The organism is Thalassomonas sp. RHCl1, assembly GCF_947387555.1.
Taxonomy (GTDB): domain Bacteria; phylum Pseudomonadota; class Gammaproteobacteria; order Enterobacterales; family Alteromonadaceae; genus Thalassomonas.
In genome coordinates this window covers 211,888-226,224 of sequence record NZ_CANDNZ010000005.1, presented here as the reverse complement: position 1 = coordinate 226,224, position 14,337 = coordinate 211,888, and the positions used below count along the sequence as shown (strand labels likewise).

The 14,337-nt window shown below is 46.7% G+C and carries 14 protein-coding genes; 5 read left to right on the top strand and 9 right to left on the bottom strand.

Annotation, left to right across the window (positions count from 1 at the left end; all coding sequences use genetic code 11):
• Positions 1-282 precede the first annotated feature (282 nt).
• Positions 283-924: an MBL fold metallo-hydrolase gene (locus tag QL234_RS15970; protein WP_281559012.1), complete on the top strand. Its 642-nt coding sequence runs from the start codon at positions 283-285 to the stop codon at positions 922-924.
• A 76-nt stretch (positions 925-1,000) separates the two neighbouring features.
• Complete coding sequence (locus QL234_RS15965; protein ID WP_281558815.1) at positions 1,001-1,825, top strand: ion transporter; 825 nt, start codon at positions 1,001-1,003, stop codon at positions 1,823-1,825.
• 82 nt (positions 1,826-1,907) lie between these two features.
• Here QL234_RS15965 and QL234_RS15960 read toward each other — a convergent pair whose 3' ends face one another.
• Positions 1,908-2,762 carry a glycoside hydrolase family 18 protein gene (locus QL234_RS15960; RefSeq protein WP_281558814.1) on the bottom strand — a complete coding sequence of 285 codons (855 nt, stop codon included), beginning with the start codon at positions 2,760-2,762 and terminating at the stop codon, positions 1,908-1,910.
• Positions 2,763-3,001: 239 nt separating this feature from the next.
• Here QL234_RS15960 and QL234_RS15955 point away from each other — a divergent pair, with 239 nt between their 5' ends.
• The gene (locus QL234_RS15955) at positions 3,002-3,511 is read left to right on the top strand and encodes a hypothetical protein (RefSeq protein ID WP_281558813.1); all 510 of its coding nucleotides are present in this window, start codon (positions 3,002-3,004) and stop codon (positions 3,509-3,511) included.
• Positions 3,512-3,523: 12 nt separating this feature from the next.
• On the opposite strand, the gene QL234_RS15950 is transcribed toward QL234_RS15955, so the two are convergent.
• The 5 genes from QL234_RS15950 to QL234_RS15930 form a co-directional block, all read right to left on the bottom strand.
• The gene (locus QL234_RS15950) at positions 3,524-3,715 is read right to left on the bottom strand and encodes a hypothetical protein (RefSeq protein ID WP_281558812.1); all 192 of its coding nucleotides are present in this window, start codon (positions 3,713-3,715) and stop codon (positions 3,524-3,526) included.
• 160 nt (positions 3,716-3,875) lie between these two features.
• On the bottom strand, positions 3,876-4,091 hold the full coding sequence (locus tag QL234_RS15945; protein ID WP_281558811.1) for a hypothetical protein: 216 nt from the start codon (positions 4,089-4,091) through the stop codon (positions 3,876-3,878).
• 339 nt (positions 4,092-4,430) lie between these two features.
• Entirely contained in the window at positions 4,431-4,940 is a 510-nt protein-coding gene (locus QL234_RS15940) for a GNAT family N-acetyltransferase (protein WP_281558810.1), read from the bottom strand.
• Positions 4,941-4,994: 54 nt separating this feature from the next.
• Positions 4,995-5,489 carry an N-acetyltransferase family protein gene (locus QL234_RS15935; RefSeq protein ID WP_348650720.1) on the bottom strand — a complete coding sequence of 165 codons (495 nt, stop codon included), beginning with the start codon at positions 5,487-5,489 and terminating at the stop codon, positions 4,995-4,997.
• A gap of 88 nt (positions 5,490-5,577) precedes the next feature.
• Positions 5,578-5,757, bottom strand: a complete 180-nt coding sequence (locus QL234_RS15930; protein ID WP_281558809.1) for a hypothetical protein — start codon at positions 5,755-5,757, stop codon at positions 5,578-5,580.
• Positions 5,758-5,800: 43 nt separating this feature from the next.
• Here QL234_RS15930 and rssA point away from each other — a divergent pair, with 43 nt between their 5' ends.
• Complete coding sequence (rssA, locus tag QL234_RS15925; protein ID WP_281558808.1) at positions 5,801-6,703, top strand: patatin-like phospholipase RssA; 903 nt, start codon at positions 5,801-5,803, stop codon at positions 6,701-6,703.
• 92 nt (positions 6,704-6,795) lie between these two features.
• Here the strand turns inward: rssA and QL234_RS15920 are convergent, their stop codons facing one another.
• Together QL234_RS15920 and QL234_RS15915 are read right to left on the bottom strand one after the other, a co-directional pair.
• The gene (locus tag QL234_RS15920; RefSeq protein WP_281558807.1) at positions 6,796-7,146 is read right to left on the bottom strand and encodes a hypothetical protein; all 351 of its coding nucleotides are present in this window, start codon (positions 7,144-7,146) and stop codon (positions 6,796-6,798) included.
• Positions 7,147-7,311: 165 nt separating this feature from the next.
• The gene (locus QL234_RS15915; protein WP_281558806.1) at positions 7,312-8,241 is read right to left on the bottom strand and encodes a diguanylate cyclase; all 930 of its coding nucleotides are present in this window, start codon (positions 8,239-8,241) and stop codon (positions 7,312-7,314) included.
• A 217-nt stretch (positions 8,242-8,458) separates the two neighbouring features.
• Here QL234_RS15915 and QL234_RS15910 point away from each other — a divergent pair, with 217 nt between their 5' ends.
• Positions 8,459-13,837 (top strand): response regulator, encoded by a 5,379-nt coding sequence (locus QL234_RS15910; RefSeq protein ID WP_281558805.1) that lies wholly within the window; start codon positions 8,459-8,461, stop codon positions 13,835-13,837.
• Between the two features lie 98 nt (positions 13,838-13,935).
• Here the strand turns inward: QL234_RS15910 and QL234_RS15905 are convergent, their stop codons facing one another.
• On the bottom strand, positions 13,936-14,319 hold the full coding sequence (locus tag QL234_RS15905) for a DUF2750 domain-containing protein (protein ID WP_281558804.1): 384 nt from the start codon (positions 14,317-14,319) through the stop codon (positions 13,936-13,938).
• Positions 14,320-14,337: the final 18 nt, after the last annotated feature.

Here is a 14,337-nt window from a genome sequence, read left to right as displayed (position 1 = left end):
GAGCGTTAACTTAGCAATAAGTTAATAAGAAATTAGAGATAAACAAGTAATGAAATGCCCGGGCAAAGCCCGGGCATTTTTTTATCCAATGACTTTTATTCTTTCATCCTCTAATTGTTAAAGCCATTTACTTATCTTTGAAACCTGCAGGCAATAACTTAGCCTATCAGCTCCTTTAAAGCTTATGCTTCTTGATATTTGCAATCATATCCGGCAGTAAGATGCTTTCGCTTACCCTGATATTTATTTATACTGGCTCTTTTTTTAAAGGGGCTCCTTATGCTGCAATATCAAATAATCCCGGTGACGCCGTTCCAGCAAAATTGCACCATTTTCTGGTGTGATGAAACCATGCAGGCAGCGGTAGTTGATCCCGGCGGTGATATCGAAAAATTAATCGCCTTCATCGGTGAAAAAAAACTGACCTTAGCTAAAGTGTTGCTGACCCATGCCCACATTGACCATGCCGGGGCGACCCAGGCCATGGTTGATCATTTTGGTGTCAAAATTGAGGGGCCCCACAGCGAAGATCAGTTCTGGATAGACCTTATTCCCGAGCAAAAAGAGCGCTTTGGCTTTAGCCACGCCGAAGCTTTTCAAACGGATCGCTGGCTCGAGCAGGGGGATAAAGTGCACTTTGGCAATATCGAACTGGAAGTGTACTTTTGCCCCGGACATACGCCCGGGCATGTGGTCTTTTTCCACCGTCCCTCAAAACTGGCCCAGGTCGGGGATGTTTTATTTCGCGGCTCTGTCGGACGTACCGATTTTCCCCGTGGCGATAGCGCAACCCTGATCAAATCCATAAAAGAAAACCTGTTTCCGCTGGGGGATGATGTTCGCTTTATTCCCGGACATGGCCCTATGGGCACCTTCGGTGAAGAGCGCATCCATAACCCTTATGTCGGGGAAGGTGTGCGTTAACCCCGGGTTTTGCCCACTGCCATAACAACCATCTACAGATTAACCCATTTACCGAAAGAGAGATCCCGAGTAAGAGATGAATTCACAAGTTTTTCGTATACAACGCAGTCTTAAAAAACTGGATTCGAGTAATATTTTTCAAGGCATAGTGATTGCCGTCATTATTTTATCTGCGCTGTTAATCGGTGCCAAGACCCATGACTTACCCCCGCAGGTATTTGCCCTGTTATCCATACTGGATGTTGGGGTGACGGTGTTTTTTGTTATCGAGATAGTGATCCGCTATCTGGCGTTTCCCGAGAAAAAGAAGTTTTTCAAAAGCGGCTGGAATATTTTTGATACCGTGATTGTTATTGGTAGCCTTATTCCCACAGGCGGCTCGGGCGTGTTGCTGGCGCGCCTGTTAAGGGTGTTTCGGGTGTTACGTCTGGTGTCTATGGTGCCGGAACTGCGTATCCTGATAAATGCTTTACTTAAAGCCATCCCGCGCATGGGTTATATCGGGTTATTAATGTTTGTGATCTTCTATATTTATGCCGCCATCGGCAGCATTTTGTTTAATCAGATTAATGAGGTGCTATGGGGAGATCTTTCCATCTCCATGCTGACCTTATTTAGGGTGGCAACCTTTGAAGACTGGACCGATGTTATGTATGAAACCATGGCGGTCCACCCTATGAGCTGGATTTACTACCTGAGTTTTATCTTCCTCACCGCCTTTATTTTCCTGAATATGATGGTAGGTACTGTACTGGAAGTGATGGGACAGGAGCATGAAAACTTCCGTGCCCAGGCCCATGGCGAAACCCCGGAAGGGGGAGAGCCGGCAAGCAGGGCGCAAATAGATAAACTGGAACAGGAGCTGGCTGAAATAAAGGCCTTGCTCAAACAGAAGGTTTAACCGCTTTTACCTGGCTTAGTGCCGACAGGGCAAACCGGGCTGTTAACACCTGAGTTTGCCTTGTCTTAATAACTTATCGTCCTTAATTGATATTTCTTACCGCATCGATAAAAGGGTAACCCGCTGCCTTATCCCAGTTGATGCTCCATTCCATAATGCCGCCAAACTGCGGATCATCACAGATCATTTGATATTGCTTACTGATCCCCTGATAGATATTATCTCCGGCATTAGGGCCGTTGAAGATGCTGGTACCGGCGCCTTTAATGCAGGCGGGCTGGCCGATGGCGATTAAGGTTTCTTTGGGGATGGTGCGTTTCAGGTTTTTAAAGGCCGCCTGGATAAAGCCCAGTTCGGTTTCATTGTATCCGGATATTTCCGGCCAGGGGTTGTTATATGCCTGGATCAACAAGCGGTCAAACAGGCGGCTTTTGATGGCCAAGTCATACACTCTGTGATTACCACCGGCAACCAGAAACAGATCGCCTCCTTGCTCCGTCTGATTAATTTGCGGTGCTGCGGTAAGCATTAAGCTGCTATCGCGCTTTTTAATTTCCCGGCACAGTAGGCAAAGGTAATTGGGGTCGCAGTTAACTTCCAGATCAAAATCAACACCGGTAAAACCGTATCTTCTAAGAAAATTGACCAGTGACCGGGCAATATCGCCCGCAGGAGTATTTCCGGGGGTGTAGCTGTTATTCTTGCCGCCAACGGAAAACAGCAGGTTTTTGGCTCCGCAGGCTTTGGCGTTTTTGATATCGGTAATAAGCTCAGCCGGGGTAGGGGAGGGATTAAATACGCCGTTATAAATGCCGATATTGGCTCCGTCGATACTGCCAAACGCCATGATCAGCGTATCGTAACCTTGTGCGGCGGCTTCGGTAAAAGTGATATTTCCCCAGCTTTCTAGATAACCTATCATAAATCCCGGTTTCATTTTTCTCTCCTTGATATCAGCATAAAAAGTGGCGAAGACACCTGTTGCTGACGGCTTCAATATCCAGGTTGGCAGCCTGTATGCCGTTTTTCGGGGCAACTCTTTTATCCTAGTTCAATATGATGATTTATCTATTGCTTCACTGACAAGGGTAACTTTCTGTTAATAAAATCAGCGAATAGCTCAGTTCTGCTAAAATTACAGCAAAGGATACAGTTTAGCTTTAGCGGAGAGCATAGATGATCCCGTCGGTTCTTGAAAAATTAATCAAAGAAAGCACCCATGATGGTAATGTCAATTTAAAGGAAATTACCGAGTTCTTTAATATCAAGATTGAACTGGACCGTCAGATGACGGATTTATGCCGGATCTATATCAGTGATGAAGATAAAAATCCGGTGATCAAGCTGAGTCCGAATAACGACAGAAAAACCAAATTTACTTTAGTGGCGATTGCCATCGCCGAATTTATTCTTACCCCAAGTCGCTTGGAAGGGGAAGGGATAAGCTATGATATGTTCTTTCTTAAGGAAATATATCATCAAAGGTATAGTTACCGCATGATGCTCGCCACCCGGCTGGCAGTACCGGAAGACATCATTAACCAGATGGATCAACCCGACTTTGATATGGTGGGTTATGTTGCTGAATCGGATTATCAGCCGCAATTTATCAACTGTTGCGTTAAAGACAGTTCAGCTTTGTTTTTATTGTCCAATTTTAGTGAATTACCGGCTAATGCCAGGTGAGAAGCAAGTACATTAAGCTAAAGCAGGAAAGGGAGAATAAAAAAAAGAAAGATCAAAAATAACTTCAAAGCCAGTATCCAGCAATGCTTTTCCGTTTGATCTTTCTTTTATAGGCAATACGAAATAGATCAATTTGTGTGTCCAAAACTGCTGATCATTTCCTTCCTGTAATATGAAAATGGCACGAGTTGAGGTTAATGCCATGAAGTTATTCTAAGCCAGTGACTGACGATTTTTTTTGATCTGAATCAAGGCCAAGTAACATCACAATAAATAAAGAAAAAAATTTTATTGCTAACAAAAAAACCGATAAACAGTGTCTGCTGTTTATCGGTTTTTTCTGACCGGTTTACCTGTTTTTGGCTTATTTGTTTTTCAAGCTTGCCAGGCGCTTCATCAGTACGGCATTAAACACTTGATCGAGTGAGTGGCAGCTATCTTCACTGTCAGCTAAGATCTGGCTGTCTGTATCTGTATTTTCAGTTTCCATGGGGGAAAACGGGCTATCTGATTCGGTGATTTCCAGCATAAAATCGGCGTTTTTATATTCACCCGCCATTGCTTTTTCAATTTGAGACATTTGCTGCTGTGTCTTGTTCAATATTTCGAAATACACCCTACTACCCTTGTTTTTGTTAATGGAAACCATGTTATTTCCCCGATTTTTATTATGAAGAAAATCCATTTGCATCAATTTAATTCAACAAGGCTATGTTAGGGGGTTTCACTCAAAAACGGTATTACATGGTATTACACACAGTGTAATGGGGCTTGCAGCGAAGGTTTGCCCGGTATTTCATCAGCTATAGTGTGAAAATTACCCGGGCAGGTGCTTTTGGTGGTTATTGTGTTTTAGCGGCTCAAATCGCCGGTGTTTTGAAGCGGTATCATTGTGATTCAGGCGCCGAAATACCTTGGGTTAAATCTCTATTTGGTAAACATCCACTTTAAAGCCGCGAAAAGAGGTCGTGTTGCGATAAGCAAAGCCCTGGCGGGTCACGACATTCACTGAAGCGCGATTTTCCGGTTCAATCAGGGCCGATACACAATCAAGGTTCAGGGTGTCTTTTGCCATGGTCAGCAGGCCGTTTACGGCTTCGCTGGCATAACCTTTTCCCTGGTGTTTAACCGCCAGGCGGTAGTTAAGGTGGCTGAGGGCCCGGTCATCCAAATTTTCTTTGTGTAAACCACAAATACCGATAAACTCATTTGTTACTTTATCAACTATGGCACGGGTACCATATCCCGGTACCTGGTATTGTTGTTGGCAATTTTCGATATAGGCCTGGATTTGTTCGCGGTTATGTACGCCAACGGTGGAATATAACATCACTTGCGGATCGGCTAATACCCGGGTTAAGTTATCCTGATCCTGGTTTGATATCTCCCGGATTTTGAGTCTTGGTGTGTGCAGTTCAAACTTGTTCAATGGTATCCCCGATTTTTTACTGTTTTATAACTTTTGCTATATGAAAGGGCATATTCAGTCTATGCCGACTTGCGTACTGCGCCTTTCCATTAACACGACATCGCGCCAGACCCCTTTTAATTTCCCTAAGTGCTTTCTTACCCCTAAAACTTTAAAACCATGTTTTTGGTGTAAGTGAATGCTGGCTTTATTTTCCGGAAAAATGGCTGCCTGCAACGTCCAGAGATTATGCGCTTCTGACATTGTTATTAACTGTGACATCAGTTGCCGGCCTATGCCCTGTCCTTGAGCGCTGTCAGCAATATAAATGCTGACTTCTGCAACACCGCTGTAGACGGCTCGGGCCGAAATAGGGGAAAGGGAGGCCCAGCCAAGAATGTTTCCGTCTTTTTCCGCTACTAAGCGGCAAGGCTCCAGCATCGCCTGATGCCATTGCTGCCAGGATTTTACCCGGGTTTCAAAGGTGGCATTGCCGCTATTGATACCTTGTCGGTATATCTCTTGTACGGCAGGGAAATCGTTTTTGGTAAATTGACGGACCGTTATCATAATACTCCTCAATGATAACAAATGTTTGGACTGTTAACTTTACCTTGATTTTTTCTTCTCTGCTATCGGGAAATGGTTTGCGTTTGCATTATTTTATCGGTTGGGAGCTTGATTGCTGCGGATGAAAATTATCTTCGCCACTGAGCAACATTTTGCCGCTCAGGGAATAAAGGGTGAGCAATATCATCTGCTCAGCTTTGCTTTTGATGGCTACAGGCCTGAGACGGGTTTTTAACGACAGGTTTGATTTATTAATAAAATTTAACAATATTAATAGCATAGGGTATGAAAAATGACAGGGGCGTTATGTTATGAAAATAGGCTTGGCGCTGGGCAGCGGCTCTGCACGTGGATGGGCACATATCGGCGTGATTGAAGCCCTGGAGCGGATGGGCATTCGTGCTGATGTGATTGCCGGTTGTTCGGTAGGCTCTTATGTTGGCGCAGTATATGCCAATGATAACCTTGGCAACTTAAAAACCTGGGTGAAAAGCCTGAGTGAATGGCAAGTGGCCGGTTTAATGGGGGTCGGTTTTAACCGCGGTGGTATCGCCAATGGTGAAAAAGTTTTCAGACAACTGCAGGAGTTTTCCATGCCATCGTTTGAACTGCTGGAAAAGCCCTTTGGTGTGGTGGCCACGGACTTATACAGCGGCAAGGAAGTATGGTTTACCCATGGCGATGTTATTGAAGCGGTCAGGGCATCTTGCGCTACCCCGGCATTATTTCCCTCGGTGTGGCATCACGGGCAAAATCGCTGGCTGGTGGACGGTGCCTTGGTCAATCCCGTACCGGTGTCCTTATGCCGCCACCTGGGGGCGGATTTTATCATTGGGGTCAATTTAAATTCGGATCACCGGCCGCATTTGCGGGAAAGCCATACCCGGGAGCATCAGCATAACCAGGAAAAAACCGATAATTTCTTTGCTAAAAGCAAAACCCTGGTTAATCAGTGGCTCAAACGGGATCCTGAGGAAAAAGTACAACCCCAGTCCCCGAGTATGCTGGGAACTTTCACCGGGGCATTGGAAATTATGCAGGCCAGGGTGACCCGGGCCAAGCTGGCGGGAGAGCCGCCGGAAATTTTGATTGAACCCCAGTTAGGGGATTTTGGCATGATGGAATATCACCGTGCACAGGAATTGATTGATGAAGGCCATGCCAGTGTTGAGCGCTTAGCGCAACAAATTAAATACCAGCTGGGTTTAGCGTGAGCTTAAAGAAGTCTTTTTAACCGTAAATGCTCCTATTCCCGTTTATTCTGCAAATTTGGCGTAGTGCTTGACTGATTGCACTGTTATGCCTATTAGACCTTGTCCGCTTTTTGGTAGTCTGCTAAGCCGGCGTTTGTTAAAGCATCAAGCTCTGTAAACAGGTCCGTATCGAGTGCTTTAAAGTTAAAACAGGACTTTCCCTGCATTTTCTTTTTTAATTCGGCAGAGATGTTTGAGAGTAACTCTGGATTACAATAAACAGGCATCAGGTGATAGGCTACTTTATCCTTAGACTGCTTCACCATGCCAAAGAAAATGGCTTTCTTTTTGGCATCGAGTTTGCCGGTATTGATGTAGAGGTTGCCGGGTTTATCTGTGGTGATTTCCAGTTGTGCGGCATGCTTTTTCATGATGTTTGCTAATGTTGTAAAAACCGTATCCATTGCCACTCCCAATAAGACATTCATGCTTGAGTATTCTAAATTAAGTACTTAGCTATCAGTTGGTAAATTATCTCTGCTAAAGGATAAGTTAACGCAAGATGGTCCGGCTCTCAACCTTGATAAAGCGCTAACGCAGTTTATTTAACTTACAACAGGTGACAAGGGTTATGAGGTTAAGTATTTGCCGCAAATTTGTGCCCGGCCAAGATTTTTTGCCTGGTATAACTCTTTATCTGCGGTGTTGACAAAGTCGCTGAATACATCTGTTTTCGGAGCGGCGGTGCATATGCCGGCGCTAAAGGTGACGCAGGATTTCACACTGGAACCTTGATGTTCTATATTTTTTTCAACGAAAGTTGTCAGTGATTTTTCCATGAGCTGTATCGAGGTTTCCAGATCGGTATCGTAAAGCAGTACCGCAAATTCCTCTCCGCCGTAACGGGCAATAAAGTCAGAATTTCTGACAAAAGAGGTGGTTAAATTGGCGGCCATAATTCTCAGGCACTGATCGCCTGCCGGGTGTCCGTAGAGATCATTGTATTGCTTGAAATAATCAATATCGAGTATGGCTAACGATAAGTTTTTATGCTCACGCCGGGCCCGATGCCACTCTTTTTTCAGCTGGTCATCAAATGCCCTGCGATTGGGGATTTCTGTCAGGCCGTCGAAACAGGTGAGATGTTCGAGTAATTCGTTTTTTCGGATCAACTGGATTTGAAGTTTTACCCTGGCGCGCAGCACCACATCATTGATGGGTTTATGGATATAGTCGTTACCGCCAAGGCTTAAGCCCCGGGCTTCATCATCAGGAGAATCCAGGCTGGTCATAAAAATAATACTGATATCGCCATACTTTTCCCGGTTGCTGACCACATGCTGGCATATTTCGAAGCCGTTGCCATCAGGTAGCTGAATATCAAGCAACATCAGGTCGAACGGGGAGCTACTGAGCAGCTCCAGGGCCCTTTTTCTGGTTTTGGCAATGGCAAGAATATAATCAGAGCTTAAATACCCGGTAATCATTTGAATGTTAGCAGGTTCGTCTTCCACCAGCAAAATTCGGTATTGTCTGACTATCTTATTTTTTTCTTTCATTATTTCATGATGTTACAAGAGCTGTCGACTACAGTATAGCAGAAGTAAGTTCGGCGCGAATGTCAATTCGGCCATGGTCTGGAAATAAAAAGCAGAGCGGAGAATATCAGGGGCATTGACTATACTGACATAAAATCTTGATATAACATCGGCGGATCAAGTGTTATGGAGATAAGACGGTTTTAACTAAGATGCCGGATAAAGCCTGAGGCTGATCGTGAGTGGTGCTAAAACCCTATCTAAATTTATTGTCTGCGTACTTCTGGTCTTTAGCTATTTTCACCTGTGGGCACAGGAAAGTTTGCCGCCTGAACCTGAAAATAACTTCACTTCCCTGATAAAAGTGGCACAATCCGGCGTTAACGGCAATTTTCTTGTCTCGGGTACGCAAGCTGGCAAATCTATTATTCCCCCTGCCTTGGCACCAGTTCCTCTCCTGAAAAAGTCCAGCGCTGGCGGGCTTGAACTGAGCGAGAAAGAATTAGCCTGGTTAACGGCACATCCGGTGATCCGTGTTGGCAATGAAGTCGATTATGCCCCCTATGCTTTTGATCTTAATGGCCAAGCTGTGGGTTATTCGGTTGATTATATTGAAATGTTATTTAAGCGCTTGGGGATCCGGGCCGAATATATTCAGGACAACTTTGCTGGTTTGCTCAACAGGGGCAAACAAAAAGAAATAGACCTGCTCCATACCCTGTTTCGTTACCCGCCGGAGCGAGAGCAGTTTTTTCTTTTTAGCCAGGCTTATAAAGCTTCGGTCAGTGTTATTGTGACCCGCCGGGATGAAAGTAAGGTTGCAGGGTTGACAGATCTTGGCGGTAGAAAAGTGGCTGTCGTTAAAGGAGATGCCTCCATCTCCTTATTAACAAAAGAATTTCCGGATCTTGCTCTTCTTTTGGTCGAGAATAACGAATCAGCATTAAAGGCCGTAGCTTTAGGCAAGGCAGATGCCACTGTCAGTGAACTTGCGGTAGTGAATTATCTGAGTCGCAAGCTGTTACTGAACAACCTTCATATTGCCGCAGAGCTGCAAGCACGCCAGGGAACGGCCCATAGTTATCATCTGGCGGTGCGTAGCGACTGGCCTGAACTGGCATCACTGTTAAACAAAGCCATGGCCAGCGTTAAACCGGAGGAGTTGGCTGTTTTGGATAACCGCTGGCTTGCGCCTGCGGTCCGGGAGCGGCGAAGTGATGAGGATGTGTCTTTTTGGTCTGAGCAAAAATGGCGCAACCTGGCGATGCTTACGGTTATTTTGTTTCTGGTTATTTTGATCACCTTGTTGTTGTTTCGCTTATTGGATCGCTCTAAAAAGAATCCGCTGGCTTATCCATTTGCTTCTGCCGGCGGCAAGCAAATTGCGGTGATGTTAAATACCTTTTTACTGGCTATCGCTTTGTTTCTGGCGTGGTGGGCGTTGGATAATGTCCGCGCTAAAATTGAAGAGCAGGTACGCGACTCTTTACAAACCGTGGTCACTACCAGTCAGGAGGCGATGAATATTTGGGCGACAGACCAAATCAATGGACTGCAGGAATTTGCGGCCAATCCTGAGTTACTCTCCCTTGTGACCAGCCAGGTCTCTTTGATCAACCGGGGAAACAGGCAGGCAGCGGCCATAACTGCTGAAAAACTTCAGCTGTTGTTTGCCGGGTTGCAGGCAAAAGGTAATTATATCGGTTTCTTTGTGATCGCTAAAGACGGTACTAACCTTGCGTCGATGCAACTGTCTGATTTCGGGCAGGTGAACTTGATCTCCCGGCAAAGGCCTAAGCTGCTCAGGCGCGTCTTTACAGGGGAGGCTTTGATGGTGCCGCCGATAATATCCGATGTGGCTTTGGCGGGTGTTGCCAATGTTGCCGGACATGATTATCCGCCGACCATGTTTTTTGTCGTTCCGGTGAAGGACAGTCACGGCAGGGTGATAGCGGCGCTGGCCGAGCGTTTTGACCCCCAGGGGGAATTTGCCCGGATACACTACCTGGGCAGAATGGGCACCAGCGGTGAAACCTATTCTTTTGACAGCCGGGGGCAGCTGTTATCTAAGAGCCGGTTCGAGGCCAACTTATTAAAAAGCGGACTGCTGCAGGAAAATACCCAAAGTATACTTTCCATTGAAATCCGCGATCCCGGCGGCGACCTGATCCGGGGCTTTGATCAGGCGCTGCCGGTTAAAGAGCGTCCGTTAACCCGTATGGCCCGGAGTGCCATTGCCGGTGAAACCGGCTCTGATATTCGCAGTTATCGCGATTATCGCGGTATTAAGGTGATGGGGGCCTGGCTCTGGGATCCCGTGCTGGGGATCGGCATGACCACGGAAATAGATGCCGATGAAGCCATGGAAGCTTATTACACTGCCCGGCTCACGGTGTTTTCCGTGCTTGCCGTGATGGTGATCATTTCTATTGCTTTTACCTTATTTACTATGGTGCTTGGCAGTCGGGCAAACCGGGCTTTGCAGCTCGCCCATGATACCCTGGAAGACAGGGTTTTTACCCGTACCCAAGAGCTGGAACAGGCGCTGCAAGAACTGGCCAGCAACGAACAGCGTTTGCAGATAGTTGTCGATAATGTGCCGGCGGCAATTTTTTTTAAAGATGCCTCAGGGCGTCACCAACTGGTCAATAATATGTTTGAGCAGGTGGTCGGCTTATCGCAAAAAGAAGTCTTGGGTAAAACCGACCTGCAGATGTTTTCCAGAGACATTGCCGAGCGGTTAATGAAGGTTGACCGGCAAGTGATGAGCAGCGGTGAAGCGGTGCAGTTTGAAGAGCAGGGCTTGCATGATAGCGTCAGTGAGCACGACTTCCTAATTACCAAAGTGCCTATCCTTTCCAGCGAAAACGAAACTTTGGGTTTGGTCGGCGTTGCCCTGGATATCAGTAAAAGAAAACAGGCAGAAAGACAGTTAAGGCAGGCGCTGCTTGATCTAAAGGAGCAGAAATTCATTCTGGATCAGCATGCCATCGTTGCCGTAACCGATCTGGACGGCAACATCAGTTATGTGAATGAAAAATTTGTTGAAATAAGCGGTTATGCCAGTGATGAACTGCTGGGGAAAAATCATAGGTTACTTTCTTCCGATCAGCATGACCAGGCCTTTTGGCAGCAAATGTACCGTACGGTTAATGCAGGAGAGGTTTGGCATAACGAAGTTTGCAATCGCGCCAAAGACGGCCATTTATACTGGGTTGAAGCCACTATTGCCACCTTTACCAGTGATACCGGCAATCCGCGGGCCTATGTTGCCATTCATACCGATATCAGCGAAAGGAAACGTTATGAGGCAGAGCTGGAGCAGGCCAGGCAGCAGGCGGAAACCGCCAACCGGGCGAAAAGCGATTTCCTGGCCAGTATGAGCCATGAGATCCGCACCCCGATGAATGGCGTGCTCGGCATGCTGGGGTTACTGGCCAACAGCTCCCTGACCACAGAGCAGAAACATCGGGTGATGGTGGCAGAAAACAGTGCTAAGGCCTTGTTGTCTTTGATTAATGATATTCTTGATTTTTCTAAAATCGAAGCGGGTAAAATCGAATTGGAAGAGCTGGACTTCGACTTACGTCACCTGCTGGAAGAAATAGCCCTGAGTATGGCGTTTCGCGCCGATGAAAAAAGCCTGGAGCTGTTGCTGGATGTAACCGATATTGATTATTCGATGGTGATAGGCGATCAGAGCCGCTTGCGCCAGATAGTGATTAACTTGATCAGTAATGCCATCAAGTTTACCCATGAAGGAGAAGTGGTGATCACTGCTTCGCTGGAGCAATTAAACGCTGAGACGTTAAAATTTGTTTGCAGCGTACGTGATACCGGCGATGGCATCGCTGAGGATGCTATTGCGATCCTGTTCGATTCCTTTACCCAGGCGGATGTTTCCACGACCCGAAAATACGGCGGTACCGGGTTGGGGCTGACTATCTGCAAAAGGTTATGCCAACAGATGTCGGGGGATATCGGGGTGACAAGTGAGCTTGGCAAAGGCAGTTGCTTTACCTTTGATGTCTTACTTAAGCCCAGTGCCCGTTCGGTTAAAGTGATGCCAAAGGTTGATATCAGCCGTTTGAATATCTTGATTGTTGATGATAATGCCACCAACCGGGAGATCTATCACCATCAGCTGGAGCACTGGGGAGCCTCTGTCGTTGAAGCACAAAGCGGTGAGGCGGCACTGGTCTTGTGCCGGCAACATCAAGATCATTTATTTGATATTGCCCTGATAGATATGCATATGCCTGAAATGGACGGCGAGTCTCTGGCAAAAGCCATCCGCCAACAGCCCAAGTTTGACGGCATGAAAATGATCCTGATGACTTCTATGCCGGAGCACAGTGATCATCAGGTATTATATGAAATGGGCTTTAGCGGCTTTTTTAGCAAGCCGGTAGCCACGGCCGACTTATTTGATGCCTTGTCTGTGGTCACGGCTGAAGCGGAAATCAGCCCTGAGCCGGCAAGGATAGTCACCCGCGCTTACCTGAATACTTTTGGCCGGGATCATGTGTCTGCTCAGCCCTTACCGCTTTGGCCCAGCGATACCCGGATTTTACTGGTGGAAGATAATCAGGTAAATCAACTGGTGGTTCAGGGGCTGTTGCAGGAATTGTCTCTCGATTGTGATTTTGCCGGTAACGGCTTTGAAGCCATTGCCGGGTTAAGAGAATCGCCGCAAGATGCTGCCTATACCCTGATTTTTATGGATTGTCAGATGCCGGAGCTTGATGGTTATGAAACCACTCGCCGTATCCGGGGGGGGAAAGCCGGCGAAAGGTACCTCAAGGTTCCCGTGATTGCCATGACCGCCAATGCCATGAAAGGTGATCGGGAAAAATGTCTCAATGCCGGTATGGACGATTACCTGACAAAGCCTTTAGCCAGAGAGGCCATAGTACAGGCGCTTTGTCGCTGGCTGTCTGTGGAACACGCAGAAGATAAAGTTGCCAGTGAACATCAGGGGGGATTGGCCGTGTCCCGGGCAGAGGTGGTGTGTTCGCGTAAACTGCCGGAGAAAATTTTATTGCATTTGCCTCCCGGCCTTAAAGCCGTTGATTTTACCCATAAGCGGCCTGAGGCTGTGGAAAGCCCTAAAGTATATCTCAAAGCCTTATCCCTTTATGTCCGCCAGGGGCAAGAGGTGCTGGAGCAACTGGCCGGTGACACCGCCCGGGCGCCTGAGGAGGGGATTGAAAAAATCATCCATGCGGTGAAAGGCACCAGTGGTAATTTAGGTATGTATCTTGTCTATGAACAAGCCCTCACCCTTGAGCAGATGATTGTTGAAAGCGGCAGTATCGAGCAGGCAGCACTTGAGCAATTTTGTCATTTACTCCAGCAATCCCTTGGTGATGCCCGGCAGATACTCCTGTTTAACGAAGTGGAGAAGGGGGATATTCAGGTGCGTGATTATCAAGAGGTCAAACAACTCTTGATCGACTTGTTAACTAAAAGTGAGCTGATTCCAGAATCTTTGCTGCTTGAATTCAGAACCAGCGCTGGCCAGCACCTTAATGCTGAAATACTGACGTTAATTATGGATGCCCTGGATAATTTTGATTATGAAGAAGCTTTAGCACTTTTGATGAAGCAGAACTAAGGTGATGTCGTTATATTTTTCTCTGAGGAAAAAATAACCGGCGCGCCTTTATCGGGGGAGGAAAAGGCAGCGCCGGTTTTTTGGGAGGGCTAATGGCTTTAAGCCAAATCTTCGATAGCGGCGATGGCCTGGCTAAAGTCTGCCAGTTCCAGCTCCAGGCAATCTCCTTCTACAGGCCAGTTAACCCCGATAATAATGCCGTCTTCATTGAGATCTTCAATCCAGAATTCCAGCCAGTCGGATACGCTGATTTGTGCCGGTTGATAATCCTGCCATTCGTCAATGCAATGCTGCCCGGCAAGTTGTTCTGTTGACCATACCGGCATAACATCGGTTTCTTCAAAGTTGACCGAAGCCAGGACAACCCAGTCTTCACTGTCCTTATCCTGCAAGGCCCACAGTACCTGCTCTGGCTTTACTGTGCTAAGAAACTCGGCCAGTACCGGATGTTCTGCTGCATTTTCCTGCTTGTTGTCGCTCATAATCTGCTCATATCAATT

Coding starts and splice junctions, on each gene's coding strand:
- QL234_RS15945 (WP_281558811.1), bottom strand. CDS start 4,091: ATGTCTCAAATTGAAAAAGCAATGGCGGGTGAATATAAAAACGCCGAT.
- QL234_RS15905 (WP_281558804.1), bottom strand. CDS start 14,319: ATGAGCGACAACAAGCAGGAAAATGCAGCAGAACATCCGGTACTGGCC.
- QL234_RS15915 (WP_281558806.1), bottom strand. CDS start 8,241: ATGAAAGAAAAAAATAAGATAGTCAGACAATACCGAATTTTGCTGGTG.
- rssA (WP_281558808.1), top strand. CDS start 5,801: ATGAAAATAGGCTTGGCGCTGGGCAGCGGCTCTGCACGTGGATGGGCA.
- QL234_RS15960 (WP_281558814.1), bottom strand. CDS start 2,762: ATGAAACCGGGATTTATGATAGGTTATCTAGAAAGCTGGGGAAATATC.
- QL234_RS15955 (WP_281558813.1), top strand. CDS start 3,002: ATGATCCCGTCGGTTCTTGAAAAATTAATCAAAGAAAGCACCCATGAT.
- QL234_RS15965 (WP_281558815.1), top strand. CDS start 1,001: ATGAATTCACAAGTTTTTCGTATACAACGCAGTCTTAAAAAACTGGAT.
- QL234_RS15935 (WP_348650720.1), bottom strand. CDS start 5,489: ATGATAACGGTCCGTCAATTTACCAAAAACGATTTCCCTGCCGTACAA.
- QL234_RS15950 (WP_281558812.1), bottom strand. CDS start 3,715: ATGGCATTAACCTCAACTCGTGCCATTTTCATATTACAGGAAGGAAAT.
- QL234_RS15920 (WP_281558807.1), bottom strand. CDS start 7,146: ATGGATACGGTTTTTACAACATTAGCAAACATCATGAAAAAGCATGCC.